This window comes from Streptomyces sp. NPDC055962, assembly GCF_042270185.1.
Taxonomy (GTDB): domain Bacteria; phylum Actinomycetota; class Actinomycetes; order Streptomycetales; family Streptomycetaceae; genus Streptomyces.
Map to the genome: position 1 here is coordinate 53,653 of NZ_JBHJYN010000011.1, position 24,695 is coordinate 78,347.

The window sequence follows — 24,695 nt, forward strand, 5'->3', positions numbered from 1 at the left end:
CTTCCTGAGGACGGCAGGGGGCTGTAGGCGGCGGGTGGCATCACGCCTGACCACCGCGTCCGGCGTCACGGCAGGCCGCGGCCGCCGCGGGACGGAGCGGACGTCCGCGCGGTCTGCTGCCTCCTGACGCCTCAGGAGTGACAGTGGAGCCTGACGAGGATCGTCTCAGCGGGGAGAGCCTCGAGGTACGCCTCACTGCCCGGCCACACGGTGGGCAGCGGAGGGTCGTGGGGGCAGAGGGCGGGTTCGCACGAGCCATGGACGGCATGGCTACCGCCTTCCAACCACCAGCCGTCCAGGGTGAGCACGTCGGTGTCCGGCCGGGCCGACGAGCTGAACTCCCGGATGTAGGCAGCACGGGAGCCGTCGTAGCCGATGACGGGGTGCTCCTCGGGGTCGTGAGGGCCGATGAAACCCAGATATCCCAGCCCGAGGCTGAAGGGATGGTCGTGGTAGGCCGCGATCAGTGGCTGAGCCCGGTAGGCGGAGATCATCCGCTCGCCCCAACGATCGCCGGGGAACGCGTCCGGATCGTTTCGCCACCGGTCGACGAAGACCGCGAGAGGAACGGCTGGCGGGTGCAGGGCGGACAGGCTCTGCCACAGGTCCCAGGACGCGGCGACCGCACGCTCGGAAGCACGATGCGGCTGCGAGAAGTCGAGGAGGCCGCGCGGCCCTCCGGCGCAGACACCTGGGGCGCTGGGACAGGGAGTGCCGTCGTGACCCGGATCGTCGTGGATGAGTCCGGGATCGTCGTCGTGCCCCGGAAGCACCGCGAAGCCCATGCCGTCGCTCCCTCCTTGGATACGGCGGTGGTCCCACATGCCCCGGTCGACGGGGTTGTCGCTCGTGTCCTGGTAGAAGGGCGCCAAGGCGTCGGTAAGAGCCCCTTCCACGTCGTCAGCGGCCTCGGCCGGCAGACAGACCGTCACCCATACCCCGGCCATGCACACCTCTTCACCTCGCGTCGGCGAACAGGATGATCGCACGCATACGGTGACCCACCACAGTCCGGGGGCCTCGGTCCGGATCCATGCGACATGTGGATCCGAGGGCTGCTGCCGGGACGGCGGACCACTGTCGACGACGGCCGCCCGGCCTGCGCTACGACCGGACGGCTTCTGACAGGACACGGGCGAGCTCGCCGGGGCAGGTGATCATCGGCCAGTGCCCCGAGTCGATGTCGACGTACTCGAGGTGGGCGGCGCGGGCCAGGTCCGGGCTCTCCCCGGCATCGATCCACGCCGCGGCCTGGACCGGGGTGAATTCTGGGCAGACGAGTACGACGGGGACGTCGAAGCGGCGCTCGTCGGTCAGGGCCACCACTCCCCGGGCGACCCCTTCGGGGACGGGGACAGCCGTGGAGGCGAAGCGGTGCCTGGCCTCCTGGTCCAGGTCGGCCGCGTCCGCTCCTTCGAAGGGCCCCCAGCCCGGGAAGGGCATGGCTCCGCCCTCCATCGCGAAGTAGTCGGCGTAGGCGCGCCCGTCGGCGCCCGGGAAACCGCCGATCAGGACGACCCCGGCCACCTTCTCCGGCCGGGCGTCGGCAGCCAGCCAGGCCAGGCTCGACGCGGCGGAGTGCCCCACCACCACCGGTTTCCCCGGCGCCGCGTCAACGGCCGCGAGAACCGCCGCCCGTTGGTCGTCGAGCGTCGCGAGGGCATTGCCGTCGCCCTGGCCGGGAAGACCGATCGGCACGGGACGGTGCCCGAGGGCCGCGAGTTCGGGTACGACGGCGTCCCACGCAGTTGCGTCGAGCCACAGCCCGGCGATGAGCAGGATGTCCACAGCGGTACTCCCGGAGAGGCGTCGGATCTGGCTGCCGGGACGCTATCGGAAGGCTCTGACATCCATGCCGGCAGTCAGGATCAACGAGCTCCGCCCACCCGCCTCGCCCGGCCGGGCCATCACGACGCCCGGCCGCTCCGCCCGCCTGCGGCTTCGTCGTGGAATTTCCGTCGCTCCTGTCACGCCACACCGCCCCGGCAAGGGGCGATAATCGCACCATGACGACACCTGAGTCCGGACAGCCCAGTACGGAGCGGCTACCGGTGATCTCGCCCAGCGGTGAGTTCGACCTCGACAATCTTCCCGTGCTGGAAGCACAGATCACAGCGCTGATAGCCACGCACCCCGGGCTGATCCTGGACGCCGGCGGCATCACCTTCGCCGACTCGATGTTCCTGCGGCTGGTCCTCGCGACGCACCAGCGCACCAACTTGCGCATCGCAGCCCCGTCCCCCACGGTGGCCCGTCTTCTCGGCGTCGTGGGCGCCGACCACTTCCTCCGCATCCACCCGACCGTCGAGGCCGCACGCGCCGCCTGACCACTGTCCTCTCCTCCTCCGTCGTGCGCCGGTCCTGTCTGAAACATGTCGGGGCGGGTAGGCAGAAACTGTTCCGGCCCGCGGCACACGCGGTTCAGATCGACGGGGGATGGCTCATGGAGCAACTGATGTACGGCATGACCGGGCAAGAACGACGAGAGGCGGCCACCACGGGCACCGTGCGGGGCAGCGCCGCCTACGACATGGGCTCGGAGGAGATCTCCCTCGCCCGTCGCTTCGTCGGAGAGTTCCTGGATGCCGCGCGGTCGCGGCACGGACTGGAGGTATCCGCCCGGGCGGTGGAGATCGCGCAGCTGGTCGTGAGCGAACTGGCGACGAACGTCTGCAAGTACGCCCCAGGACCGTGCCTGCTGGACCTGGAGACGGACGGCAGCACGCTCGACATCGTCATGTGGGACTCCGGCCCCGTCCTGCCGGCCGCCTCCCCCGCCGACCCTGCCCGGATCGGCCAGCACGGACTGGAGCTGGTCCTGATGGTCTGTCAGAGCTTCGCGGTGCACCGCGAACCGGTGGGCAAGCGCATACGTGTCCGGATCGCCCTGCAGGACGATCCGCCCGGCCGTACCACCTGGTAGAGCACCGCTTTCCGGGTGCGCCTTTCGGCCGCGCTCCGTGAGAGGCGGGAGGGGTGCAACCGCGCCGGATCGGTCTCCGCCGCACGGCCGTGATCGGCGCGGGTGCGTCACCACGACGCGTGAGAACTGCACCGACGCATGACACGCCGGGAGGGCGGACAGCGAACCTCCGGGTCTCACGGACGCCCACCTCAGCGGTGCCGACCGGCCGCAGCCTTTTCCCATGGGGAAGACTGAGCTCATGAGAGACGTCGTTTTCACGCGCAGGAGCGGCTGGATCCCGAACGTGATCCGCGAGGACGGTGAGCTGAAGCTGATGCTCGGCGCCGGAGCCGATGCCAACCACGAGCCTCGCACGTTCACCTTCCCGATCAAGGATGCCCATCTTGCGGTGATCCGGGAGGACCTGGCCAGGCATCTGCTGCTGTGGAGTGCGGTCCTCCCGCTGTGCGACGCCGCCGGAACCCGGGGCAGGCTGGACGAGAGTGCCGCCACCGCGCTCCTGGATCCGGTCCTCCTCTCCGCGCCCGAGGACGTCGACGCGCTCTTCCGGCGCATCCCGTGGGACAAGGGCCGGCTCATAGCTCACGGGGCTGACATCGACCTGCTCGAACGTGGCCAGGTCTGCGCGGCGATGCGTGCGGCGACGGAGACCTCCGACGGGAAGCGAGTTCAGGAGCACCACGCGGCCCGCCGTCGCGCCGAGCGCGGGGTCACACTGGGTCCGCTCGACACCGCGATCCTGAAGTACACGGGCCAGTACCTGCACGGTGCGACGATTCCGAAGCGCCTCCCCGAAGCCGTGGCTCCCGCCCTGCTGTCCGAGGTCATGCGTGTGATCGCCACCGCGGAGCAGGCGTGCGCCGGGATGCGCATCGGCCGCGATCCGCGACGGGGAAAGCGCGCCACGGACAAGAGCGACTGGGACCGCGTGGCCACGACGGTCGACACGGCCGTGCGCAGCGCACACCCCGAACTCGTCGATGACGCGGTGCGGACCGTGAGCTTCCTGATGTGCTCGGAGGCCACGGACCGCTCCAGGAACGCGCCCATGGACGACGACGAGGAGACTGCCGGCGACCGTGCCGGCTCCGGTGCACGTCCGGGGAAGACGATCCTGTCGTTCACCGACGACAAGGGCGCCGAGAAGAAGTGGAAGGCAGGGGGTCCCCGCAGCGCCACTGCGGAGTTCTGGGAGTTCGTCGGCGATCGTTCCGCTGCGGACAACGACGTGTTCACCATCGAGGACGAGGAGATGGGCGAAGGGATCCAGCTCCACTTCTACGCGGACTCCATCGCCCGGATCACGACGGAACGCGCGGGTGAGGGAGGGTCGGAACCGGAGTACCGGGTCGAGTACGGCCTGGTCGACGGGCTCCGCGCGTACCGGAACCTGGTGAGTGCCTTCGTCCGCGGCGGCTGCGCCGCACTCGACGAGCACGGCCCATGGATACCGGACGCCGCTGCGTTCGAGCGCGCCCGCCGGGAGCGCAACGCCAGGTAGCCCCCGCCCCGTACTCGTGGCGGACGGAGCTACGGGCGGGGAGACCGACGGCAGGAGCCACCGGCGAGGGCGCCCTGCTGAACCGGGCGCTACCGGACCGAGAACCCGCGCGACGTCACGCGGCGCCCGTGCGAGCGCCGTCGAAGACCATGCTGCAAGGAGGTCTCCCCCACCGGGCCCGGGCAGTTGGGCCTGCTCCCTGTGCGCCCGGGCCCTCACCGCACGGAGTCAGGCGAAGTACGACCTGATCTCGGTGGTTGCCGTGACAGGCAACATGCCTCCGTCCGACAGGCGACATGCCTCCCTCCGGGAGTTGGCATGCGCGCCGCACCGATCGCCGCGGCAGCGGGTCCGCGTCAGTCGGACGGGGCCCCGGTCCGGGCGGGGGTCGCCGGGGTCTCGCCCTCGTCCAGAGCGACGTCCTTCGTCTCCTTGCCCATGAGGAGGGCGGTGAGGGTGAGCACGCCCATCACGGAAAGGTAGACGCCGACCAGCCACGGGGAGCCGTCCCCGGCCTCCCACAGGGCGACCGCGACGAACGGGGCGACGGCCGCGCCGAGGATGGAACTGACGTTGTAGGCGATGCCGGAGCCCGTGTAGCGGACGCTGGTCGGGAAGAGTTCCGGGAGCATCGCGCCCATCGGGCCGAACGTCGTGCCCATCAGGGTGAAGCCGAGGACCAGCCACAGGACGACGCCGAGCGTGCCGAGGTTGATCAGCGGCACCCAGACCAGGCCGAAGACGATGATGCCGGCGGTGACCCAGGCAAGGGTCCTGCGGCGGCCGTACTTGTCCGCGAGCGGGCCGGAGATCAGGGTGAACGCGGCGAAGAACAGCACACCGAAGATCATCATGAGGACGAACGTGGTGTAGCTGTAGCCGAGGCCCGGGACGTCCGCGTCCTCGGCCGTGCGGCCGTAGCTGAGCGAGAACGTCGTCATCAGATAGAAGAGGACGTACGTCGCCAGCATCGCGAAGCTGCCCAGGACCAGCTGCTTCCAGTGGTGACGGAAGACCGTGGCCAGGGGAAGCTTGCGGACCTTGCCGGTCTCCTGGGTCTTCGCGAAGACCTGCGACTCGACCAGGCGCATCCGCACCCACAGGCCGATCGCGACCATGACGGCCGAGAACAGGAACGGGATCCGCCAACCCCAGCTCTGGAAGGCGTCGGAGGGCTGCGAGGGGTCGGCGCCCGCAGCGGAGGGCAGGAGCGCGCCGATGACCAGGAAGAGGCCGTTGCCGATGATGAAGCCGAGCGGGGCGCCCAGTTGCGGGAACGTGCCCCACAGCGCGCGCTTCCCGGCCGGTGCGTTCTCGGTGGCGACCAGGGCCGCGCCGCTCCACTCACCGCCGAGCGCGAAGCCCTGGGCGAGCCGCATCAGCACCAGCAGCGCCGTGGCGACCCAGCCGGCTTGCGCGTACGTCGGCAGAACGCCGATCAGGAAGGTGGCGATGCCCATCGTGAGCAGCGAGGCCACCAGGGTGCCCTTGCGGCCGAGTCGGTCGCCGAGGTGGCCGAAGACGATCGCGCCGATCGGGCGGGCGACCATCGCGGCGCCGAACACCGCGAAGGAGGAGAGCAGGGCGGTGGTCGCGTCGCTGCTCGGGAAGAAGAGTTTCGGGAAGACCAGGACCGCGGCGGTCGCGTAGACGTAGAAGTCGTAGAACTCGATCGTCGTACCGATGAGGCTGGCGATCAGGACGCGGGACCTCGAGTTGACGGGCGCGGCCTCGGCCTGGGCGTGCGACGGGGCCTGGGCGGGCCCGGTGGTGGGAGCGTACATCTCTGGGACTTTCCCACGAGGGCGTAGTGCGGCCGTCGACGTAGGGGGCCGACGGTCCCGTACGGCGGTGCAGGTCCCCCTCGTGGCAAGGCCGCGCGACCCGTGCGGGCGCCTCGACGATCTCACGCATCTCACGGATCGGTTATGTCTCGTCCAGCATGTGGGATCAGGGGGGCGGGCAGCCGCAGGCCGAGGACCAGCCCGGCCTCACGGCGCCGGCTGACGACCGGGCCCGTCTCGACGAGCCCTGCGGCAATCCCTCGCACCTCGACGCTCCAGGACGCCTCCCCCGGAGGTCAGCACACGTCCCCGTCGTGCCGGGGCTTCGGAGCGCCCGGTGGCACGAAGCAGGCGGTGACGGTCTTGCCCGACGCCTGCGGATGGGTGGTCCAGTCGTCGGCGAGTGCGTCGATGATGGCCAGGCCGCGCCCACCGGTCGTCGTGAGGTCCTCGGGCTGCTTGGCGGGGGGCAGTGAGTCGGAGTCGTGGACGCTCACATGCAGGCAGTGACTGTCCCAGGTCAGAACCAGCTGGGCGTCGCTGTGTGCGTGGACGTGCGCGTTGGTGATCAGCTCGGAGACACTGAGCAGGATCGCGTCCACCGTCTCGGGGGCGTCCTTGGTCCACTCCAGGGACACGAGGTGCTCCCGTGTCCACCGACGGCCGGCCCGCACCCCTTCCGTCACCGGAAACGACTGCGCCCACCCCATCGCACGCAGCGATGTGTTCTTCGCCATCGGTTCTCCCTCACTCGGCTTTCCCACCGTCTACCCCGTCTGGGCGCCCACCCCCCACCAACCGGCACGCGGCCCCCGCCGCCCGGGCGACGAACCCGGAGCCGCGCCACCGACCGGCCCCCGCACCCTCCTGTGCTCCTCCCGTCCCACGGGTGGCGACAGCCGGTGTGCCATGGGTCACGTTCGCGTGTGGCGGGGTGTGCGGCTGCTGTGAAGGTCGGGCATTCTCTCCCGGCGGCCGTGCGAAGAGGCGCGGCCCGGCGACCGACTGGGGGAGAGATGTCCCGACGCGCGAGCAAGGATCAGGAGCGGGGAACGGACCGCGGGAGAGGCGTGATCGAGGGAGCGTTCGCGCTCCTGGAGGCGTTGCGCAGGTGTGGCGGGGAGGCAGGGCTGACCGAGATCGCCGCGGTCTGCGCCCTGCCCAAGGGGAGCGTGCACCGGCTGCTGGAGCAGCTGCTGCTGGTGGGCGCGGTGGAGCGGCGGGGCAGCCGCTACCGCGTCGGCTCGCAGCTCTACCGTCTGGGGCAGGCGTGGGAGCCGCACCCGGGCTTACGGGTGGCGGCCCGTCACCCGCTGCACCGGCTGCGTGCGACCACCGGGGCGAGCGCGCTGCTGACCGTCCTGCACGACGGCCGGGCGCTCACCGTGGCGTCCGTGCCGGGCGAGGTGGAGCCGCTGGTGCCGGTGCGGAACGGGATGAGCTTCCTGCTGGACACGGCGGCCGGCCAGGTGCTGAGCGAGCGGGGCCGGGCCGGCTCAGGGGGCCGGCTTCCGGGGGCGGTGCTGGAGTGCGCGGAGGTGGTCGACGGGGTGTGCTGCGCGGCACTGCCGGTGCGGGGGCGCGACGACCGGACCGTCGCCGCGATCGCCGTCATGACGTTGTCCTCGCAGGGGCTGCAACGGGCGGCCGAGGAGGCGGCGCGGGCGGCCACGGCCGTCACCGCGGCCCTCGTCCGAACCGGCGCCCCGCCCCGCCTGCCTCCCGTGCTGCACTACTGACGCATCGTCACCTTCCGGGCGTCTGACGTGACCGGACTTGTTCCAGGCCCCCGGTTCCGCTCAGTGGAACGCGCGTAGAACGGCAGACGGCGGTCCGGCAGTCTCTTCTTCGAGCCGGTCGGGGGACCGGCGAAAACCTGAGACCACGGGGGACAAGATGACCGTCCGACGACTGACCACCTTCGCCCTGGCGGGCGCGCTGGGCCTCACCTCGCTGGTGGGCGCCGCCGGCGCGGCGCAGGCCGATCCGGTCGACTACGTGCAGATCCAGCTCGTCGACCTGTACTGCGGCGACGAGAGCGAGGGCGACCACGACGAGGCCTACCTCAACATCGCGGCGAACGGCGGAAAGGCCGTGAAGCTCTGGCCCGCCAAGGCGTCGTACCAGACCATGGGCACCGGCTACCGCCGCGCCCTGGACGAGAGCAACGGCAACGCGCTGCTGGTCCTCGGCAGGACCGAGTCCCGCACGCTCTCGCTGTGGGACTACGACAGCACCAGCGGCGACGACCGGCTCGGCTCGGTGACCGTCACGGGCAACGAGGCCGGCGCGGAGACGCAGTACCGGGTGCTGGAGGGCTCGGGTGGCGTCTACACCATCGCCTACCGGGTCGTGGACATCTGATCCGCCGTTCCGGCCGGGCTCTGCCGCGGTCCGGCAGGACCGCGGCAGCAACACGGACGCAGCCGCGGTACGACTCCAGCAGCCGCAGCCACACCTCGCTGATCGTCGGATAGGCCGGGACCGCGTGCCACAGGCGTGGGATCGGTACCTCGCCGGCGACCGCGACCGTCGCCGAGTGGAGCAGTTCGCCGATACCCGGTCCGACGAAGGTGACGCCCAGCAGGATCTCGCGGTCCAGGTCGACGACCATCCGGGCGCGGCCCTTGTAGTCCTGCGCGTACAGGCCGGAACCCGCGACCGCCGCCAGGTCGTGGTCGACGGCGCGGACCCGGTGGCCCGCCGCTTCCGCCTCGGCGAGCGTGAGGCCGACCGAGGCGGCCTCCGGATCCGTGAAGACGACCTGGGGGACGGCGGCGTGGTCGGCGGTGGCCGCGTGCGCGCCCCAGCGGTCCGTCTCCAGGAGAGGCGTCCCCTGGGCCCGCGCCGCGATCGCCGCTCCCGCGATGCGGGCCTGGTACTTGCCCTGGTGGGTCAGGAGTGCGCGGTGGTTGACGTCGCCGACCGCGTACAGCCAGTCGCTGCCCTCGACGAGGCAGCTGTCGTCGACGGAGAGCCAGGATCCGGGCTCGAGCCCCACCGTGTCGAGGCCGAGGTCGTCGGTGCGCGGGGCGCGGCCGGTGGCGAAGAGGATCTCGTCGGTCTCCAGCTGTTCCCCGTTGTCCACCTCCACGGTGACCGGGCCGTCATGACCCGCCCTGCGGACAGCGGTGGCCGAGACCCCGGTCAGGATCCGCACGCCTGCCTCGGTCAGCGCCTCCGCGACGAGCTCGCCCGCGAAGGGCTCCATCTTGGGCAGCAGGCCCTCGCCCCGGATCAGCATGGTGACCTGGGCACCGAGCCCCTGCCAGACCGTGGCCATCTCCACTCCGACCACACCCCCGCCCACGACGACGAGCCGTCCCGGGACCTCCTTGGCACTGGTCGCCTCACGGCTGGTCCACGGCCGGACGTCCGCGATCCCGGGAAGCCCGGGAACGACGGCCCGGCTCCCGGTGCAGACGGCGACGGCGTGCCGCGCGGTGAGGTGCTGCTCCGTCCCGTCGGGGGCCGTGACGGACACCTGCCGCACACCGGTCAGGCGGCCCATTCCGCGGTAGATGTCCGCGCCGATGCTCTCCAGCCAGCCGACCTGGCCGTCGTCCTTCCAGTGGGAGGTCTGGTAGTCGCGGTGGGCGAGCACGGCGTCCGCGTCCAGCGGCCCCTGCACCGCATCGCTCAGCCCGGGGACACGGCGCGCGTCCGCGCGCGCGACGACCGGGCGGAGCAGCGCCTTGCTGGGCATGCACGCCCAGTACGAGCACTCACCGCCGATCAGCTCCGACTCGATCACCGCGGTGCTCAGCCCCGCGGCTCTGGCGCGGTCCGCCACGTTCTCCCCCACCGGGCCCGCCCCGATGACCACCACGTCGTACTCGCTGCTCCGCGCACCCTCAACATCAGTCATGGGAACAGTGTCGTCGGGGGTGTGCGCCACGGCCACATGGGCAGGCGGAATAGCGCAAGTGACGTCACCGTTGTGCCGGACAGGTCCGAACGGTCCCAGGAAGAGGTAACAGAGTATGAGCACCGTAGAGCTCACCAAGGAAAACTTCGATCAGGTCGTGAGCGACAACGAATTCCTCCTGATCGATTTCTGGGCTTCCTGGTGTGGTCCGTGCAAGCAGTTCGCCCCTGTCTACGACTCGGCCTCCGAGCGCCACCCCGACCTGGTCTTCGCCAAGGTCGACACGGAGGCGCAGCAGGAGCTGGCGGCCGCCTTCGACATCCGGTCCATTCCCACGCTGATGATCGTCCGCGACAACGTGGCGGTCTTCTCGCAGCCCGGGGCGCTCCCCGAGGCGGCGCTGGAGGATGTCATCGGTCAGGCGCGGAACCTGGACATGGACGAGGTACGCAAGTCCGTCGAGGAGCAGCAGGCACAGCAAGCTCAGCAGGAGCAGCAGTAGTCCCAGCGGACCTGCGGCAGACGTGATGAGGGCCCGGCCGTCCAGGCCGGGCCTTCGTCGTGCCCCGGTGTCCGCCTCAGCCCTCGCCGGGCCGCTCCGGGGCGGCGGTGGTGCCGGAGCGCGGGGCACCGTCGCCGGCCGCTTCCGGCGCCTCCTGTGCCGGGGCCGTCCCCGCAGCCTCCCACGTGCCGCCGATGCGCTCGGCGATCCGGACCGTGAGGCCGTAGTCGAGCTCCGCACCGTCCACCAGCACGGCCTCCACGGTGTGCGAGGCCGGGTCGATGTCCGCTTCCATGCCGTCGCCCGCGTAGCGCGGGTAGCCCGAGGCCCCGGTGTCACCGGTGGCGGCCACCACCGCGGAGCGGATGGCGGTGGCGGGCTCCGGGGCGCCGGTGGCGGTCTCCTCCGGTTCCGGGAACAGCAGGATCTCGTAGCTCTGCGGATGGCTCATGCCGACGACGCTAGACATCCGCCGCCCGTCGCGCACGTCGTGCGGTCATCCCCCGCACGTCGTCAGGTGCCGGCCGACAGGCCGCGAGGCGCCTGGGCAGCCGGCCGCGAGGCCCGGCGCCGCGAGGCGCGCCCGGCGCCGGACCGCGCGGTCAGCTGGACTCACGTGTCACCGCTGCCGCCCGCAGCAGATAGTGGCGCTCCGGCTCGCCGCCGGGGGTCCGCACCAGCCGGTCGATGAGTTCGGCCGGTGGCTCCGGGGTCGCCAGCTCCATCGCGACGCTGCTGAGCCGGGGCCGCAGCAGTCTGGCGAGCATCAGGTCGTCCGCGCCGATCACGGCCGTCTCGGCGGGTACGTCGACACCGGCGTCCTGGAGTGCTCGGAGCAGGAGCATGGCGTACGTGTCGTCGTAGGCGAACACGGCGTCCAGGCCGAGTTCCCGCCAGCGCGCCGCGAGGTCCTCGGCCGAGGCTTCCTCGTACCGCAGGGGCAGTGGCTGGATGCGGGCGTCCGTCCGCGCCTCCTCCGCGGCGCGCACCGCACCCGCCAGGCGGTGTCCGGCGAACAGGGCCAGGCCCGGGTCCTGGGGCATGACGACCCCGATGCTGCGCCGGCCGCGCGCGAGCAGGTGCCGGACCGCGCAGCCACCGACCTCGCGCTGGTCCAGGACGAGGGCGTGCGCGCCGTCCACCGGTTGCGGGCCCAGGGTGATCACGGCCTTGGCGCCGGCGCGGGTGAGCACCCCCGTCCCGTACGGGGTGAGGGAGATGCCGTCGGGCGCCACGACGGCGACGGGGCGGAGTTCGGCCCAGGCCCTGGCTGCCTCGTCGGCGTCGAGGCCGGCGCTGCCGAACTGCACGACGGTGTAGTCGAGGCGCCGCAGGCCGGATTCGAGCCCGGCGAAGAACCGTTGGTACAGCGGCCCCGCAGGGGCCTGCGCGGCGGGCAGCAGCACCGTCCGGCTCTGCCCGGCGCGCAGGCTCCGGGCGGCCGCGTGGGGGACGTAGCCGAGCTGGATGGCTGCGTCCCTGACCAGCCGCCGGGTCGATTCACTGATCCGCACGGTGGTGTTGTTGTTCAGTACGTAGGACACGGTGGCCCGGGAGACTCCCGCGAACCGGGCGACGTCGGCGCTGGTCGGTACGGAGATACCGGCGGGCTGCTCGGGTAACTGGCTCATGGCGTCGGGCAGTCTTCCAGACCCGTTCGCCCGGCTGCCGGGCCGGGGCACCGTAACCGGGACGGCGGCCGTCCGAGGGGGCCGGGAGGGGCGTCAGCCGTCCGCGAGGACCGGCCAGATCTTCGGGTCCTCGAAGTTGAGGGCCCACAGCGCGGTGTTCGTCACGCCGTGCCTGCGCAGCACCGGCAGATGGGCGGCGATCCCGCGCGCGTCCTGGTACCAGACCTCGCGGGACTCCGTGCCGTCGTCGTAGGTGAAGTACGGCGTGCCGGAGAGCTCGTCGAAGCGGTAGGGGACGCCCTGTTCGGCGCGCAGCGCCTCGGCCTCCTTCCAGGTGACGTGCTTCGTCGCGGCCGTACCGGTGCTGTCCGACGGCCAGTTCCAGCCGTAGGCGGGGAGGCCCATCTCCAGCTTGGCCGGCGGGACGAGGGCGGTGGCACGGGTCAGGATGTCCTCGTACCAGCGGGTGTCGGCCAGCGGTCCGGGGTCCCCGCCCTGCCAGTGCAGGTTGTATCCCATGATCCGGACGCGGTCGGCGACACGCCCGAGTGCCGCGTAGTCCCAGATGCGGCCGGTCGTGGCGGTCTTCGGGAAGACAGTGACCACGCACTGCTTGCCGAGGGTGTGCAGGCGGCTGCAGAGGCCGGTCGCCAGGGCGGTGAAGCCGTCGCGCACGGCGGCGTAGGTCGCGTCGCCGGTGGTGGCGATGGATTCGTAGTCGAGGTCGAGGCCGTCGTAGTCGCGGGTGGCGACGGTGCGCATCAGCGCGTCGGTGTGCTCGGCGCGCCGGGCGGTGCTGGTCAGGATCGCGGCGAGGGCACCGGACTTCATCGTCTCCATGACCGTGGGGACGACCTTCGTCCCCACCCGGTGCAGTCCGTCGATGATGCGGCGCTCCCCCGCGCCGGGGTGCGCGTCGATCCGTCCGGCGGATACGGCCTCGTACCAGAACGGGCTGACGGTGTGCAGTTGGGCGGCGTGGCGCAGTGCGTCCTGGTAGGCGCCTTCCTGGTCCCAGTAGGGGAGCCAGGCCGACACGGTCCGGGGAGCCGGCGCGGCGGGGCGTGCGGCCGGGCCCCGGGGGACGGGCACCGCCGGGGCCGTGGCAGGAGCGGGCGGCGGGGCTGACGCGGCACCAGGAGCCGTGGTCAGCCCGGTCGCTGCGAGGAGACCGGCGACCGTGAGAGTACGGGCGAGACGGACGACGACGTCGTGGGTGATCATGGGGTCGAGCCTGTGGCCCCTTTCGCCGACCCGCTCCACGGACTGGGCCGTCCAGGTCCTACGGTGTTGCGATGACGTTCCAGCACATGAACCACAGCAGTGACAGCACCACCGACTTCCCGGGCCGCAGCGGCCCGGCGGCCACCGCGGAGGCCGACCCCCGTGACGTGGGGCCCGTCCGCACCTCGTACGCCCCCGACCGGGACGGCGACCCCGACCCCGGCGAGATCGTCTGGACCTGGGTGCCGTTCGAGGAGAACGACGGACGCGGCAAGGACCGGCCGGTTCTCGTCGTGGCCCGGGAGGAGCGGGGCACGCTCCTCGCCGTGCAGCTGTCGAGCAGGCAGCACGACGGGGACCACGAGTGGGTCGCCCTGGGTGCGGGGCCGTGGGACAGCTCGGGGCGGCCGTCCTGGGTGGATCTGGACCGGGTCCTGCGGGTGCACGAGGACGGGATGCGGCGCGAGGCCTGCGCACTGGACCGTGACAGGTACGACCTGGTCGTGGGGCGCCTGCGGGAGCGCTACGGCTGGAGCTGACCGTCGAAGGCGCGGCTGAAGGCGGCGCGTACGGCGGAATCGGGTGCGCGGTCCGGGATACCGAGGACGAGCTGCTCGAAGTGGCCGGCGAACCGTCCGCCGTCGGTGAGCAGGGCACGGAACGCCTCGGCGACCTGGACGGGGTCGTTCATGAAGACGCCGCATCCCCATGCGCCCAGCACCAGCCGCCGGTAGCCGCGGACGGCGGCGACCTCGAGCACGCGTTCGGCGCGGCTCGCCAGTACGGCGGGTATGCGGGGGGCCAGGGCGGGGTCCCTGCGGCGGACGACTCCGGCGTTCGGGGCGGGCGACGTGAGGAATCCGGCCGTGTACGGGGCGTCGAGCAGCTTCCCCCGGTCGTCGCGGAAGACCGGGACGCCCGGTGAGTGGATGACCCGGTCGGTGTAGAGGGCGCTGCGTTCGGCGCGGTGGTGCGCGTAGAACTCCGGGGCGCGCAGCAGCGTGGCGTGGAGGGCGGAGCCGCGGCACAGGGATTCCTCCTGGGCCTGCGCGCCGTTCAGGTAGCCGCCGCCGGGGTTGCGGGCGGAGGCGTAGTTCAGCACGGCGACCGCGGCCGCCGACTCGCCCGTCATCCGGCGTGCCGCCTGCAGGCTGGTCTCGTCCGTCACCTCGACGACCGGGGTGCGGTCGGTGTCCAGGACGGCCACGGGAACGGGCTCGGGGCCGTACAGCCGGGTACCGGAGAGCGCGGTGGCCAGGGCGCGCTCGATGGTCACCTCGCGTCCCTCGGGCGTGCGGTACCGCCCGGCCAGGACGATGGCCTCGGTCTCTCGCGCGATGCCGCGCAGTCGTGCGCTCACCGGCGCGCCCCCGTGTGGTGCATACGGGGCATGCTGGATGCAGCGGCGGCATGGACGCAACCGGTTTTCCGTCGCCCAGGGGCACCCTTGTGCGAACTCCCGGTAAGGGTTTGGGTGGGAAGCAAGCACCCCAAGAGGAGGCCCAGCATGCCCCCGGACACTCTCGGCCAGCACGGCCCGCCCGTCGACGCGACACCGCTCGGCGAGGGGGAGGCGGAGGATCTTCTCCGCGGCATATGTTTCAAGACGGGACCGCCCCGGACGGTCGGCGTGGAGTTGGAATGGCTCATTCACGACCGTGAACATCCCGAGGCCGCTGTCCCACACGACCGCCTCCGCGCCGCGGCCGACGCCGTGCGCGCGACCCCGCTGGACGCCGCCCTGACCTTCGAGCCGGGCGGCCAGCTGGAGCTCAGCTCCCAGCCCGCCGGGTCCCTCATGGCCTGCATCGACGCCACGGCCTCCGACCTGGTCTCCGTACGTGACACGCTCGGCCGGTCCGGGCTGGCCCTGGCCGGTCTGGGTGTGGACCCGTGGCAGCCTCCGCGCCGGCTGCTCCGGGAGCCGCGTTACGACGCCATGGAGGCCGCGCTCGACCGCTCGGGGTCCGCTGGCCGGGCCATGATGTGCACCTCCGCGTCCGTGCAGGTCTGCCTGGACGCCGGTGAGGAGGAACCGGGGCCGCTCGGCTACGCCCGGCGCTGGCAGCTCGGGCATCTGCTGGGCGCGGTCCTGGTGGCGGCGTTCGCCAATTCGCCGTACCGCGAGGGACGGCGCACGGGCTGGCGGTCGACCCGGCAGTCGCTGTGGGCCGATCTCGATCCGGACAGGTCGCTCGCGCCCCGGAGCAGGCTTTCGCCCCGGGACGCCTGGGCCTCCCATGTGCTCGCGACGCCCGTGATGTGCGTGCGGAACGGCGACGGGCCGTGGGACGTCCCCCAGGGGCTGACGTTTCGCGACTGGATCCGCGGGGGCGGGCCGAGGCCGCCGGTGCGGGCCGATCTCGATTACCACATCACCACGCTGTTCCCGCCGGTGCGCCCGCGCGGGCACCTGGAGCTGCGCATGATCGACGCCCAGTCGGGCACCGACGGATGGCTGGTGCCGCTGGCCGTCACCACCGCTCTGTTCGACGACCCGGAGGCAGCAGAGACCGTGTACCGCACCGTGAAACCCCTGGCCGAGACCGCAGGACTGCCCGCCCCGCCCCGCAACCCGCTCTGGACGGCTGCCGCCCGTGACGGGCTCAGCGATCCGGAGCTGGCCGCGGCCGCGGAGGTCTGCTTCACGATCGCGCTCGAGGCGCTGCCCAGGATCGGGGCGAGCGATCACGTGCTCGACACGGTCGCCGCCTTCCACGACCGCTATGTGGCCAGGGGCCGATGTCCGGCCGACGATCTCCCTGACCTGGTACGACCGCCGCACGGAAAGGGTCTGGTCCGATGACTGACACTCCTGCTCCGCACACCGGCCGGGACGAGCCCGACGCGGAGGCGCTGCGCGAGCGCGCCCTGGCCGCACTCCTCACCGCGCGCGAGCGCACCGCTCTGCTCACCGACAGCGTCGACGACCACGAGCTCACCGCGCAGCACTCCCCCTTGATGTCACCCCTGGTCTGGGACCTGGCGCACATCGGCAACCAGGAGGAGCTCTGGCTGCTGCGGGCGGTGGGCGGCCGCGAGGCGATGCGTCCCGAGATCGACGGACTGTACGACGCCTTCGAGCACTCCCGTGCCAGCCGGCCCTCACTTCCCCTGCTGGCACCCGCGGAAGCCCGGACGTACGCCGCCGACGTGCGGGGCCGTGCCCTGGACATCCTGGGTGGTGCTCCCCTCCACGGCGGGGGACGTCCGCTGGAGCGGGCCGGGTTCGCCTTCGGCATGGTCGCCCAGCACGAACAGCAGCACGACGAGACGATGCTGATCACTCATCAGCTCCGCTCGGGACCGGCGGTGCTCGCCGCCCCGGAGCCTCCGGCGCCCGACGGCGCCGTGACGCTGCCGGACGAAGTCCTCGTCCCCGGAGGCCCGTTCACGATGGGTACCTCCACCGAGCCGTGGGCACTGGACAACGAACGCCCCGCGCACCGACGCGAGGTGGCCGCGTTCCACATCGACACCGCCCCCGTCACCTGCGGCGCGTACCAGCGCTTCATCGAGGACGGCGGTTACACCGACGCGCGCTGGTGGGCGCCCGAGGGCTGGGCGATGGTCCGTGAACACGGCCTGACCGCACCCCAGTTCTGGCACCGCGACGCCGGACAGTGGCTGCGACGGCGCTTCGGGGTGACCGAGCCGGTCACGGCGGACGAGCCGGTGCTCCATGTCAGCTGGTACGAGGCGGACGCGTACGCCCGCTGGGCGGGCCGGCGTCTGCCGACCGAGGCCGAGTGGGAGAAGGCCGCACGGCACGACCCCGCCTCCGGGCGTTCACTGCGCTACCCCTGGGGCGACGAGGACCCGACACCCGAGCGGGCCAACCTGGGCCAGCGCCATCTGCGGCCCGCCGCGGCCGGTGCGTACGCGGCCGGCCGGTCACCGGCGGGCGCGGGCCAGATGATCGGCGACGTGTGGGAGTGGACGTCGAGCGACTTCCTGCCCTATCCCGGCTTCGTCGCGTTCCCCTACCGCGAGTACTCGGAGGTGTTCTTCGGCCCCGGCCACAAGGTGCTCCGCGGGGGTTCGTTCGCCGTGGATCCGGTGGCGTGCCGCGGCACCTTCCGCAACTGGGACCTCCCGATCCGCCGCCAGATCTTCTCCGGCTTCCGTACCGCGAGGGATGCCTGATGTGTCGCCATATCGCTTATCTGGGGACCTCGGTGGCACTCGGAGAGGTGCTCACCTCCCCCTCCCACGGTCTGGTGCGCCAGTCGTGGGAACCCAGGCGCCAGCGGAACGGGACGGTCAACGCGGACGGCTTCGGGGTGGGCTGGTACGCGGACGGGGACCCCGTCCCGGGCCGCTACCGCCGCACCGGGCCCGTCTGGGGCGACGAGACCTTCGCCGACCTGGCCCGGGTGGTGCGCAGCACCGCCCTGCTCGCCGCCGTCCGTGACGCGACGTTCGCCGGGGCGGACGGAGAGGCGGCGGCGGCTCCCTTCGCCGAGGGGCGCCTGCTGTTCAGCCACAACGGCGCGGTGCGCGGCTGGCCCGGCTCCCTGGCGCAGGCGGCCGGTTCGCTGCCGCCGGAGCGGCTGCTCGCCCTCGCGGCGCGGAGCGATTCGGCCCTGGTCTGGGCCCTGGTGCTCCACCGGATCGCTCAGGGCGACGAGATAGCTCAGGCGGTCGCCGACACCGTGCTCGACGTCGCCGCCGCCGCACCCGGTTCACGCCTCAACCTGCTGCTGACCGACGGCTCCACGATCGTGGCGACCGCCTGGGGCGACTCCCTCTGGTATCTGCACGAACCGGGCCGCCGCACGGTGGTGGCCTCGGAGCCGTACGACGACGATCCCGCCTGGCGCGAGGTCCCGGACCACACCCTGCTGGCCGCGACCCGCGCCGATGTCCTGCTGACCCCGCTCAAGGAGCCCACTGCGTGAGTCCCTTCCTGCTGACCCGCACCCTGCCTGCGGACGCGACGGACGCGGCGCTGCGCGCCGACGTGCGGAGCGGTCTGACCCGGCACCCGAAGACGCTGCCGCCCAAGTGGTTCTACGATGCGCGCGGCAGCGACCTCTTCGAGGAGATCACCCGGCTGGCCGAGTACTACCCGACACGTGCCGAACGGGAGATCCTCGTCGCCCGCGCCGGTGAGATCGCCAAGGTGTCCGGGGCGAGGACCCTGATCGAGCTGGGGTCCGGATCCTCGGAGAAGACCAGGCACCTGCTGGACGCACTCCCGGACCTGCACACCTATGTGCCGGTCGACGTCAGCGAGAGCGCCCTCGCCGGCGCGGCGGAGGCCCTGCTGGCCGAACGCCCGGAGCTCGACGTGCACGCGCTCGTCGCCGACTTCACCCATGCGCTGGAGCTTCCGGAGAGCCCGGGCCCGCGGCTGGTGGCGTTCCTCGGCGGCACGCTGGGCAATCTGCTCCCTGCGGAGCGTGCGGAGTTCCTGCGCTCCGTACGGGCGCGGCTCGCGCCCGGGGACGGGCTGCTGCTCGGTACGGACCTGGTCAAGGACGAGGCGACGCTCGTCGCCGCGTACGACGACGCGGCCGGGGTGACCGCCGAGTTCAACAAGAACGTGCTGGCGGTGGTGAACCGCGAGCTGGGGGCGGACTTCCCGCCCGACGCGTTCGACCATGTGGCCCTCTGGGACGCGGATCACGAGTGGATCGAGATGCGGCTGCGTGCGCGCCGGGCGCTGACCGTCAAGATCCGGGAGCTGGATCTCGTGGTCCGGTTCGAGGAGGGCGAGGAGCTGCGGACGGAGATCTCGGCCAAGTTCCGCGAGGAGCGGGTGCGGGAGGAACTGGCCGCGGCGGGCCTGCGGCTGGATCAGTGGTGGACGGACGAGGCAGGGAGGTTCGCGCTGTCCCTGGCGACGGCGGACTGAGCCGCGCATGCCAGTCCCCGCCGGCCGGCTTCGGCTCCGGCGGGGACCGGCGGCATGATCCGGATCTCGGCGGTGAGCCCGGCGGCGGTCACCACGCGCCACAGTGAGGCGGCGAGCGGGTCGTCGCCGACGAACGCGGCGGCTCCCGCCGCGTTCGCCCCCGTCCTCGTGCGGTAGCTGATCCGGACCGGGCGGACGGCGGCGCCCGCGTCGATCGCCGCCTGGAAGGCGGCGGGCCGGAAGCGGCCGTCGCGGCAACGGCCGCACCAGGTGCTGCCCTGCGGGAACACCGCCACCCGTGATCCGGCGGCCAGGGCCCCCGCGAGGGCCCGTACCGCGTCCGGCAGGGCCCGCAGCCGGCGCCTCTCGATGAACAGCGTGCCGCCCAGCGCGGCCAGCGGTCCCAGCACAGGCCAGCCCCGTATCTCGCTCTTGGCGACCATGCGGGCGGGGAGCGCCGCCGCGACGAGCGGGATGTCCAGCCAGGAGACGTGGTTGGCGACCACCAGCTCCCCCGACGCCGGCCGGTCCGGGCCCACCGGGTCACCGGTGATCTGTACGCGTACGCCGAAGGCCCTGACCACGGCGTACGCCCACCGGCGGATGAGCTGGTCGCGGCGCGAGGGGCCCAGGAGCAGCACCACGGGCACGCAGAGGACGCCCAGGAGGGTGAGGGCGCATCCGGCGCACAGCAGGACCGCGGCGGGCAGTGGGGCCCGTGCGGCTCCCTCGTGACGCGCGCACCGGCGCGGGGTGCAGAGGCCGGCGGGCAGCCACGCGCTCATCGCAGCGGCGCCAGCGAGAGGAAGTGGCGCAGATAGCGCGGGTCGGTACGGCGCATGGACAGCAGGACGTAGAGGTCGGCGACCCCGAAGTCGGGGTCGTGGGCGGGAGCTCCGCAGACCCAGGCGCCGAGCCGCAGGTAGCCGCGGAGCAGCGGCGGGAGACCGGCCCGGCCGCCGGCCCCGCCCCCGGGGTGGCCCGTGGTGTCCCACAGCCGGTGCGGGGTGACCCGGTACTCCTCGGGCGCCAGGTGGTGGGCCCGTACGGTGTCCCAGCTCCTGGCGGCCAGCGCGCCTCCGTCGGCGAGGGGTACGGAGCAGCAGCCGGCCAGCCAGGTGTGGCCGGTGCGTTCCATGTACCGGGCGAGCCCGGCCCATATCAGGGCGATGACGGCGCCGTCCCGGTGGGCGGGGTGGACGCAGGACCGGCCCACCTCGACGAGGTCGTCGCGGATCGGGGCGAGCCGGCTGAGGTCGAACTCGCTCTCCGCGTAGAGGCCGCCCGCGCGCCTCGCGCCCTCGGGCGGCAGCAGCCGGTAGGTGGCGACGACGTCGCCGGTGGACGTCTCACGGACCAGCAGGTGGTCGCAGTGGGCGTCGAAGGCGTCACTGTCCAGGCCGGGTTCGTCGCTGTCGAGACGGGCTCCGAGCTCTCCCGCGAACACGAGGTGGCGCAGGCGCTGGGCGGCCCGTACGTCGTCCTGGCAGGTGGCCAGGGAGACCTGGTACGCCGAGGGGGCGGTGAGGCGTGGCGCGGGGACCCCGGCGGGTGCGGGAGTCGGGAGGGCGAGGGGCTGCACGGTCATGGCGGTCTCCGGGGACGGATCGGCGGGGCGGCTGCCGGGTCGTCGCGGAGGTGCGACGTCCCGGCCCCCTACTTCTTCCGTCACTGGCTGGATTCGACATGACCGCTGTGGAGCGGGGGGATGTGAGACGCCTGAATCCCCGGGTCACCGGGGAGGCCGGCGCATGCCCCACCGTGGGGACGGCGCGAGGGGCGACGGCCGGAAAGAGCCCCCGCCTGCCCGTCCGGAGCCGGCGGCGGTTCCGGCGTCCGCCCGGCTGCCTGACGTCAGCCGGTGATCAGCTTGGAGGTGATGCGGTCGGACGCCTTCTTCGCCTCCTCCGCAGGATCGCCGCCCTCCAGCACCGCCGTCATGTACGGCTTGATCGGGTTGTCCGCCTCCACGGCCGGCCAGAAGGGCGAGTTGGGGGTCGCGCGGCCTTCGGTGGCGCCCTCGGCCATCGCCGCGGTCCCCTCCTGGCCTTCGACGACGCTCGCGAGGGCGGGCTTGTTCGGCACGTAGCTCATGGCCCGGGCCAGCTCCGTCTGCCACTTCTCCCCCGCGAGGGCCTTGACGACGTCGATGCCCTCGCTCCGCTTGTCGGCACCCTCCGGCACGATCAGGTCGGATCCTCCGGTGAAGACGGCGCCCGGCTTCCCGGCAGTCTTGCCGGGAATGGGGAAGTAGCCGAGCTTTCCCTTGAGTTCCGGGTTCTGCTGCTCGATGAGCGCGGCGCTCCCGGGTACGGAGACGATCTGGGCGACCGTGCCGTCGGCGAACACGTCGGTCTCCGGGGGTGTCTGTTCGTCGGCGTCCGTCGGTCCGTCGCCGAGCGCCTGGAGCGTCTTGTAGAAGTCCATGCCCCGCAGCGCGGCGGGCGAGTCGAGCGCGCCCTGCCAGTCGCCGCTGTCGTCGTCGGCCAGTTCACCGCCCTCGTCCCAGACGAATCCGGCGAGCACGTACCAGTTCTGTCCGGCGAGGTAGATGCCCTGCCGGCCGGCGGTGTTCAGCCGCTCGGTGACCTCCACCCACTCCGCACGGGTCTTGGGGAGTTCGGTGATCCCCGCCTCCGCGAAGAGGTCCTTGTTGTAGATCACCACGCGGTTCGCCGCGTACCAGGGGATCCCGTATTGTCCGCCGTTGACCTTGCCCGGTTCGGCGAGGCCCGGCAGCCAGTCCTCCCCGCCCAGGTCGCGCATGGACTCCAGGGTGAGGTCGCGCAGTTCGCCGCTCTCCGCGTACTGGGCGACCTGGGTGTTGCCGACCTCGATGACATCCGGCGCGTCATCACCCTCCAGCGCCTTCAGGACCTTGGGCCCGATGCCGCCCCATTCCTGGATCTTGAACTCCAGTTCGACCGACGGGTGCTCGGCCTCGTAGGACTCCTTGAAGCGGTCCAGGAAACCCTGGGAGGCGCTGCCCTTCATCAGCCACACGGTCACCGTGCTGCTGTCCGAACCCGCGCCGGGGAGAAGACCGCAGCCGCTCAGCGTGACGGAGGAAACGAGCGCGACGGCTCCGGCCAGTTTGCGGATCTTCACGGGGCCACCTTCTGCGAAACGGCACGACAACAGGACAGAACCCGGGTGGGGGGACTGCGGGCGGCGCTCGCACGGGCGTGTGACTGGGAGTTTGGTATGGACCAATCCGCAGGTCAAGGCCCTGCCCGGCACGGATCACCGGCCGGGACACCTCGCGCGACGACACGGGGTGAGGCACCGTGGAATCACGAAAGGAGACATTAGATGTCCAATCACACCTACCGGGTCACCGAGATCGTAGGAACCTCCGAGGAGGGCATCGACGCGGCGATCCGGAACGGCATCGCAAGAGCCTCCGAAACGTTGCACAATCTCGACTGGTTCGAGATGACACAGGTCCGCGGCCATATCGAGAACGGCCGCATCGCCCACTACCAGGTGGGTCTCAAGGTCGGCTTCCGGCTCGACGGGGACGCCTGATCCGACCGCTCCGGCACCGGACCGAGGAGCGGGGCACGCCCGGCACCCAGGTCGGCCGCTCAGGTGCGCCCCTCGCGCTGCTGCGCGTCCTTCATCCGCTTCGGGGTGACGGCCCAGCGCGCGCGTACGACCGTGAATCCCGCCTGCTCGGCCGCGTCGCACACCAGCTCGTCGTCGTCGACGAGGACGCGCACCTCCCGCCGCCTGCCCAGTCGCTCCAGGATCTCCAGCTTGGTGCGGCGGGCGGGCCGCCTGTCGGCGTCGCGCCTCATGTGGAGGTCGCCCCGCGGCAGCCCCTGCCGCTCCAGCCAGTCCAGGGTGTCCTGGCGGCAGCGCTCCGGCCGCCCGGTCAGATACACGACCTCGCACTCCTGCGCGCTCGCGAGGACCATGCGCACCCCTTCCTCCAGGGGCGGATCCTGGGGGGCCGCCGAGAAGAACCGCTCCCAGTCGCGCCGGCGGCCCTCCACGAAGCGCTGCCGGTGGCCGCTGTCGGCCAGCGTTCCGTCCAGATCGAATACGGCCAGCGGCCGGGGGCAGTCGCTCAATGCAGGCCCGTCCTCGAAGAGATGCCGAAAGAACAGAAAGGATAGAACGGATGACTGACGACCTCGGCGGACGTCGCGTTCTGGTGATCGTGACCAACTACGGCGTGGAGCAGGACGAACTCGTCATGCCCGTGAGGCGGATGCGGGCCGCAGGAGCCACGGTGGACATCGCGGCGGTCTCCACGGACCCCGTCCGGACGCTCGTGGGCGACAAGGACCCCGGCGAGGCCGTGCGGCCCTCGCTGCCCCTCTCCGACACCGACCCCGGCGGCTACGACCTGCTGCTCGTGCCCGGAGGAACCCTCAACGCCGACACCCTGCGCCTGCAGGACGCCGCCACCCGGATCGTCCGCTCGTTCACGACGACGGGCCGGCCGGTCGCCGCCATCTGCCACGGCCCCTGGGTGCTCGTCGAGTCGGACGTCGTCAGGGACAAGACCCTCACCTCGTACCCCTCGCTCCGTACGGACATCCGGAACGCGGGCGGCAGCTGGGTGGACGAGCCGGTCGTCAAGGACGGACAGGGCGGGTGGACCCTGATCACCTCGCGCACTCCCAGGGACCTGGACGCCTTCGTCGGCGCGGTCAGCGAGGAACTCTCGGCCGCCTAGCGTCCGAGGGCCTTGCGCAGCTGCTCCTTGTTCATCGAGGAACGGCCCTCGACGTTCCGCTTCTTCGCCTCCTCGTACAGCTGGTCCCGCGTCGGCCCCTGCGCCCCGCTGTGCGACCGCCGTCCACCTCGCTCGGAGGCCGATTCGGGATCCCGGAGCGATGCCGGGCTCGCCGTCCTGGACTCCCCCGCACGGGCCCTCTCCTTGTTCACGGTCCGCGCCGCGATCTCCTTCGCGCGCTTCGTGGAGGTGCCGCGGTCCTCGGCGCTCTCCTTGATGTGCTCGTACTGCCGTTCGCGCTTGGAGCTGGATCCTGCGGGCATGGCACCTCTCCTCACAGCCGGGGCGTCGGTGGCTCACCGCCGCACCCACTACCCCACACCTTCGCCTTCACGCCTGCCGGGCGGGAGGTCCGAACGGGGCACGGGCCCGGTCGCCGAGCGTGACCCTTCGAGATGCAGGTGCGCCGGTGCGCTGTTTCGCTGAGGGGGTCCGCTCCCCACAGATCCAGGAGTGATCATGAGCGTTGCAGGTGAGTCCGGCGGCCGAGCCAAGCAGCTGCGGGACAAGGCGCAGGAACTCAACGAGGCCGCGGAACGCGCCACCGATCCGGAGCAGCGGCAGCGGCTCCAGGACAAGGCCCGCCGTCTGCGGGAGCAGAGCGAGCAGGAGAGCTCCATGACCGACCGCGGCATGGACCCGATGGTGTAGG

The 24,695-nt window shown here is 72.0% G+C and carries 27 protein-coding genes and 1 pseudogene; 14 read left to right on the forward strand and 14 right to left on the reverse strand.

Features of this window, described 5'->3' with window-relative positions:
- Window positions 1–131: 131 nt before the first annotated feature.
- Window positions 132–947 (reverse strand): hypothetical protein, encoded by an 816-nt coding sequence (locus tag ACFC51_RS26955; protein WP_376380575.1) that lies wholly within the window; start codon window positions 945–947, stop codon window positions 132–134.
- A gap of 157 nt (window positions 948–1,104) precedes the next feature.
- The gene (locus tag ACFC51_RS26960; protein ID WP_376380572.1) at window positions 1,105–1,788 is read right to left on the reverse strand and encodes an alpha/beta fold hydrolase; all 684 of its coding nucleotides are present in this window, start codon (window positions 1,786–1,788) and stop codon (window positions 1,105–1,107) included.
- Window positions 1,789–2,006: 218 nt separating this feature from the next.
- Between ACFC51_RS26960 and ACFC51_RS26965 the strand changes: the two genes are divergently transcribed.
- The 3 genes from ACFC51_RS26965 to ACFC51_RS26975 all read left to right on the forward strand — a co-directional run bounded on the left by ACFC51_RS26965 (window position 2,007) and on the right by ACFC51_RS26975 (window position 4,427).
- Window positions 2,007–2,327 (forward strand): STAS domain-containing protein, encoded by a 321-nt coding sequence (locus ACFC51_RS26965; RefSeq protein ID WP_376531267.1) that lies wholly within the window; start codon window positions 2,007–2,009, stop codon window positions 2,325–2,327.
- 116 nt (window positions 2,328–2,443) lie between these two features.
- Window positions 2,444–2,923: an ATP-binding protein gene (locus ACFC51_RS26970; RefSeq protein WP_376380566.1), complete on the forward strand. Its 480-nt coding sequence runs from the start codon at window positions 2,444–2,446 to the stop codon at window positions 2,921–2,923.
- A 241-nt stretch (window positions 2,924–3,164) separates the two neighbouring features.
- Window positions 3,165–4,427: a DUF6357 family protein gene (locus tag ACFC51_RS26975; RefSeq protein ID WP_376531270.1), complete on the forward strand. Its 1,263-nt coding sequence runs from the start codon at window positions 3,165–3,167 to the stop codon at window positions 4,425–4,427.
- Between the two features lie 356 nt (window positions 4,428–4,783).
- On the opposite strand, the gene ACFC51_RS26980 is transcribed toward ACFC51_RS26975, so the two are convergent.
- Window positions 4,784–6,211: an MFS transporter gene (locus ACFC51_RS26980; protein ID WP_376531273.1), complete on the reverse strand. Its 1,428-nt coding sequence runs from the start codon at window positions 6,209–6,211 to the stop codon at window positions 4,784–4,786.
- 296 nt (window positions 6,212–6,507) lie between these two features.
- Window positions 6,508–6,948, reverse strand: a complete 441-nt coding sequence (locus ACFC51_RS26985) for an ATP-binding protein (RefSeq protein ID WP_376531276.1) — start codon at window positions 6,946–6,948, stop codon at window positions 6,508–6,510.
- 333 nt (window positions 6,949–7,281) lie between these two features.
- Here ACFC51_RS26985 and ACFC51_RS26990 point away from each other — a divergent pair, with 333 nt between their 5' ends.
- Both ACFC51_RS26990 and ACFC51_RS26995 read left to right on the forward strand, forming a co-directional pair.
- Window positions 7,282–7,950, forward strand: coding sequence for an IclR family transcriptional regulator (locus ACFC51_RS26990; protein WP_376531279.1), 669 nt, complete (start codon window positions 7,282–7,284; stop codon window positions 7,948–7,950).
- 157 nt (window positions 7,951–8,107) lie between these two features.
- Window positions 8,108–8,575 (forward strand): hypothetical protein, encoded by a 468-nt coding sequence (locus ACFC51_RS26995; RefSeq protein WP_376380551.1) that lies wholly within the window; start codon window positions 8,108–8,110, stop codon window positions 8,573–8,575.
- Here the strand turns inward: ACFC51_RS26995 and ACFC51_RS27000 are convergent.
- On the reverse strand, window positions 8,481–10,079 hold the full coding sequence (locus tag ACFC51_RS27000) for a dihydrolipoyl dehydrogenase family protein (protein ID WP_376531282.1): 1,599 nt from the start codon (window positions 10,077–10,079) through the stop codon (window positions 8,481–8,483). The genes ACFC51_RS26995 and ACFC51_RS27000 overlap by 95 nt on opposite strands.
- A 115-nt stretch (window positions 10,080–10,194) precedes the next feature.
- Here ACFC51_RS27000 and trxA point away from each other — a divergent pair, with 115 nt between their 5' ends.
- Window positions 10,195–10,581, forward strand: a complete 387-nt coding sequence (trxA, locus tag ACFC51_RS27005; protein ID WP_376531285.1) for a thioredoxin — start codon at window positions 10,195–10,197, stop codon at window positions 10,579–10,581.
- A 202-nt stretch (window positions 10,582–10,783) separates the two neighbouring features.
- Here the strand turns inward: trxA and ACFC51_RS27010 are convergent.
- The 3 genes and pseudogenes from ACFC51_RS27010 to ACFC51_RS27020 all read right to left on the reverse strand — a co-directional run.
- Window positions 10,784–11,032, reverse strand: a pseudogene (locus ACFC51_RS27010) (hypothetical protein); the annotation flags it as partial.
- Window positions 11,033–11,183: 151 nt separating this feature from the next.
- The gene (locus tag ACFC51_RS27015) at window positions 11,184–12,212 is read right to left on the reverse strand and encodes a LacI family DNA-binding transcriptional regulator (protein WP_376531287.1); all 1,029 of its coding nucleotides are present in this window, start codon (window positions 12,210–12,212) and stop codon (window positions 11,184–11,186) included.
- A gap of 93 nt (window positions 12,213–12,305) precedes the next feature.
- The gene (locus ACFC51_RS27020; RefSeq protein ID WP_376531290.1) at window positions 12,306–13,436 is read right to left on the reverse strand and encodes a glycosyl hydrolase family 18 protein; all 1,131 of its coding nucleotides are present in this window, start codon (window positions 13,434–13,436) and stop codon (window positions 12,306–12,308) included.
- Window positions 13,437–13,507: 71 nt separating this feature from the next.
- On the opposite strand from ACFC51_RS27020, the gene ACFC51_RS27025 reads away from it, so the two are divergent.
- On the forward strand, window positions 13,508–13,975 hold the full coding sequence (locus ACFC51_RS27025) for a type II toxin-antitoxin system PemK/MazF family toxin (RefSeq protein WP_376370987.1): 468 nt from the start codon (window positions 13,508–13,510) through the stop codon (window positions 13,973–13,975).
- Here ACFC51_RS27025 and ACFC51_RS27030 read toward each other — a convergent pair.
- A complete protein-coding gene (locus ACFC51_RS27030) occupies window positions 13,960–14,796 on the reverse strand; it encodes a TIGR02452 family protein (RefSeq protein WP_376370988.1) in 837 nt (278 codons plus the stop codon). The genes ACFC51_RS27025 and ACFC51_RS27030 overlap by 16 nt on opposite strands.
- 147 nt (window positions 14,797–14,943) lie before the next feature.
- Between ACFC51_RS27030 and egtA the strand changes: the two genes are divergently transcribed.
- From egtA to egtD, 4 genes are read left to right on the forward strand one after another with little or no spacing between them, the layout of a single operon-like run.
- Window positions 14,944–16,242: an ergothioneine biosynthesis glutamate--cysteine ligase EgtA gene (egtA, locus tag ACFC51_RS27035; protein WP_376370989.1), complete on the forward strand. Its 1,299-nt coding sequence runs from the start codon at window positions 14,944–14,946 to the stop codon at window positions 16,240–16,242.
- The gene (gene egtB, locus ACFC51_RS27040; RefSeq protein WP_376531293.1) at window positions 16,239–17,582 is read left to right on the forward strand and encodes an ergothioneine biosynthesis protein EgtB; all 1,344 of its coding nucleotides are present in this window, start codon (window positions 16,239–16,241) and stop codon (window positions 17,580–17,582) included. Before egtA ends, egtB begins: the two co-directional genes overlap by 4 nt.
- Window positions 17,582–18,337: an ergothioneine biosynthesis protein EgtC gene (gene egtC / locus ACFC51_RS27045; protein ID WP_376531295.1), complete on the forward strand. Its 756-nt coding sequence runs from the start codon at window positions 17,582–17,584 to the stop codon at window positions 18,335–18,337. The genes egtB and egtC overlap by 1 nt, the downstream gene beginning before the upstream one ends.
- A complete protein-coding gene (egtD, locus tag ACFC51_RS27050; protein ID WP_376370994.1) occupies window positions 18,334–19,296 on the forward strand; it encodes an L-histidine N(alpha)-methyltransferase in 963 nt (320 codons plus the stop codon). Before egtC ends, egtD begins: the two co-directional genes overlap by 4 nt.
- Here the strand turns inward: egtD and ACFC51_RS27055 are convergent.
- The 3 genes from ACFC51_RS27055 to ACFC51_RS27065 form a co-directional block, all read right to left on the reverse strand.
- Window positions 19,239–20,081, reverse strand: a complete 843-nt coding sequence (locus tag ACFC51_RS27055; protein ID WP_376531298.1) for a lysophospholipid acyltransferase family protein — start codon at window positions 20,079–20,081, stop codon at window positions 19,239–19,241. The genes egtD and ACFC51_RS27055 overlap by 58 nt on opposite strands.
- Window positions 20,078–20,884 carry a GNAT family N-acetyltransferase gene (locus tag ACFC51_RS27060; RefSeq protein WP_376531301.1) on the reverse strand — a complete coding sequence of 269 codons (807 nt, stop codon included), beginning with the start codon at window positions 20,882–20,884 and terminating at the stop codon, window positions 20,078–20,080. The genes ACFC51_RS27055 and ACFC51_RS27060 overlap by 4 nt, the downstream gene beginning before the upstream one ends.
- A gap of 266 nt (window positions 20,885–21,150) precedes the next feature.
- Entirely contained in the window at window positions 21,151–22,404 is a 1,254-nt protein-coding gene (locus ACFC51_RS27065; RefSeq protein WP_376531304.1) for an extracellular solute-binding protein, read from the reverse strand.
- Between the two features lie 204 nt (window positions 22,405–22,608).
- On the opposite strand from ACFC51_RS27065, the gene ACFC51_RS27070 reads away from it, so the two are divergent.
- On the forward strand, window positions 22,609–22,824 hold the full coding sequence (locus ACFC51_RS27070) for a dodecin (protein WP_329236606.1): 216 nt from the start codon (window positions 22,609–22,611) through the stop codon (window positions 22,822–22,824).
- Between the two features lie 59 nt (window positions 22,825–22,883).
- On the opposite strand, the gene ACFC51_RS27075 is transcribed toward ACFC51_RS27070, so the two are convergent.
- A complete protein-coding gene (locus tag ACFC51_RS27075; RefSeq protein ID WP_376531307.1) occupies window positions 22,884–23,372 on the reverse strand; it encodes a hypothetical protein in 489 nt (162 codons plus the stop codon).
- 50 nt (window positions 23,373–23,422) lie between these two features.
- Between ACFC51_RS27075 and ACFC51_RS27080 the strand changes: the two genes are divergently transcribed.
- Window positions 23,423–23,983 carry a type 1 glutamine amidotransferase domain-containing protein gene (locus ACFC51_RS27080; protein ID WP_376371003.1) on the forward strand — a complete coding sequence of 187 codons (561 nt, stop codon included), beginning with the start codon at window positions 23,423–23,425 and terminating at the stop codon, window positions 23,981–23,983.
- Here the strand turns inward: ACFC51_RS27080 and ACFC51_RS27085 are convergent.
- Window positions 23,980–24,306, reverse strand: coding sequence for a plasmid stabilization protein (locus ACFC51_RS27085; protein ID WP_376371005.1), 327 nt, complete (start codon window positions 24,304–24,306; stop codon window positions 23,980–23,982). The genes ACFC51_RS27080 and ACFC51_RS27085 overlap by 4 nt on opposite strands.
- 196 nt (window positions 24,307–24,502) lie before the next feature.
- On the opposite strand from ACFC51_RS27085, the gene ACFC51_RS27090 reads away from it, so the two are divergent.
- Window positions 24,503–24,694, forward strand: coding sequence for a DUF6381 family protein (locus ACFC51_RS27090; RefSeq protein WP_376371007.1), 192 nt, complete (start codon window positions 24,503–24,505; stop codon window positions 24,692–24,694).
- The last annotated feature ends 1 nt before the right edge of the window (window position 24,695 follow it).

Excerpts from the sequence above, each read along its gene's own strand:
- trxA (WP_376531285.1), top strand. The coding sequence starts at position 10,195 with ATGAGCACCGTAGAGCTCACCAAGGAAAACTTCGATCAGGTCGTGAGC.
- ACFC51_RS27090 (WP_376371007.1), top strand. The coding sequence starts at position 24,503 with ATGAGCGTTGCAGGTGAGTCCGGCGGCCGAGCCAAGCAGCTGCGGGAC.
- ACFC51_RS27055 (WP_376531298.1), bottom strand. The coding sequence starts at position 20,081 with ATGAGCGCGTGGCTGCCCGCCGGCCTCTGCACCCCGCGCCGGTGCGCG.
- ACFC51_RS27060 (WP_376531301.1), bottom strand. The coding sequence starts at position 20,884 with ATGACCGTGCAGCCCCTCGCCCTCCCGACTCCCGCACCCGCCGGGGTC.
- ACFC51_RS27015 (WP_376531287.1), bottom strand. The coding sequence starts at position 12,212 with ATGAGCCAGTTACCCGAGCAGCCCGCCGGTATCTCCGTACCGACCAGC.
- ACFC51_RS26955 (WP_376380575.1), bottom strand. The coding sequence starts at position 947 with ATGGCCGGGGTATGGGTGACGGTCTGTCTGCCGGCCGAGGCCGCTGAC.
- egtC (WP_376531295.1), top strand. The coding sequence starts at position 17,582 with ATGTGTCGCCATATCGCTTATCTGGGGACCTCGGTGGCACTCGGAGAG.
- egtB (WP_376531293.1), top strand. The coding sequence starts at position 16,239 with ATGACTGACACTCCTGCTCCGCACACCGGCCGGGACGAGCCCGACGCG.
- ACFC51_RS26970 (WP_376380566.1), top strand. The coding sequence starts at position 2,444 with ATGGAGCAACTGATGTACGGCATGACCGGGCAAGAACGACGAGAGGCG.
- ACFC51_RS27000 (WP_376531282.1), bottom strand. The coding sequence starts at position 10,079 with ATGACTGATGTTGAGGGTGCGCGGAGCAGCGAGTACGACGTGGTGGTC.
- ACFC51_RS27020 (WP_376531290.1), bottom strand. The coding sequence starts at position 13,436 with ATGATCACCCACGACGTCGTCGTCCGTCTCGCCCGTACTCTCACGGTC.
- egtA (WP_376370989.1), top strand. The coding sequence starts at position 14,944 with ATGCCCCCGGACACTCTCGGCCAGCACGGCCCGCCCGTCGACGCGACA.
- ACFC51_RS26980 (WP_376531273.1), bottom strand. The coding sequence starts at position 6,211 with ATGTACGCTCCCACCACCGGGCCCGCCCAGGCCCCGTCGCACGCCCAG.
- ACFC51_RS26985 (WP_376531276.1), bottom strand. The coding sequence starts at position 6,948 with ATGGCGAAGAACACATCGCTGCGTGCGATGGGGTGGGCGCAGTCGTTT.
- ACFC51_RS27085 (WP_376371005.1), bottom strand. The coding sequence starts at position 24,306 with ATGCCCGCAGGATCCAGCTCCAAGCGCGAACGGCAGTACGAGCACATC.
- ACFC51_RS27025 (WP_376370987.1), top strand. The coding sequence starts at position 13,508 with ATGACGTTCCAGCACATGAACCACAGCAGTGACAGCACCACCGACTTC.
- ACFC51_RS26965 (WP_376531267.1), top strand. The coding sequence starts at position 2,007 with ATGACGACACCTGAGTCCGGACAGCCCAGTACGGAGCGGCTACCGGTG.
- ACFC51_RS26975 (WP_376531270.1), top strand. The coding sequence starts at position 3,165 with ATGAGAGACGTCGTTTTCACGCGCAGGAGCGGCTGGATCCCGAACGTG.
- ACFC51_RS26995 (WP_376380551.1), top strand. The coding sequence starts at position 8,108 with ATGACCGTCCGACGACTGACCACCTTCGCCCTGGCGGGCGCGCTGGGC.
- ACFC51_RS27080 (WP_376371003.1), top strand. The coding sequence starts at position 23,423 with ATGACTGACGACCTCGGCGGACGTCGCGTTCTGGTGATCGTGACCAAC.
- ACFC51_RS27070 (WP_329236606.1), top strand. The coding sequence starts at position 22,609 with ATGTCCAATCACACCTACCGGGTCACCGAGATCGTAGGAACCTCCGAG.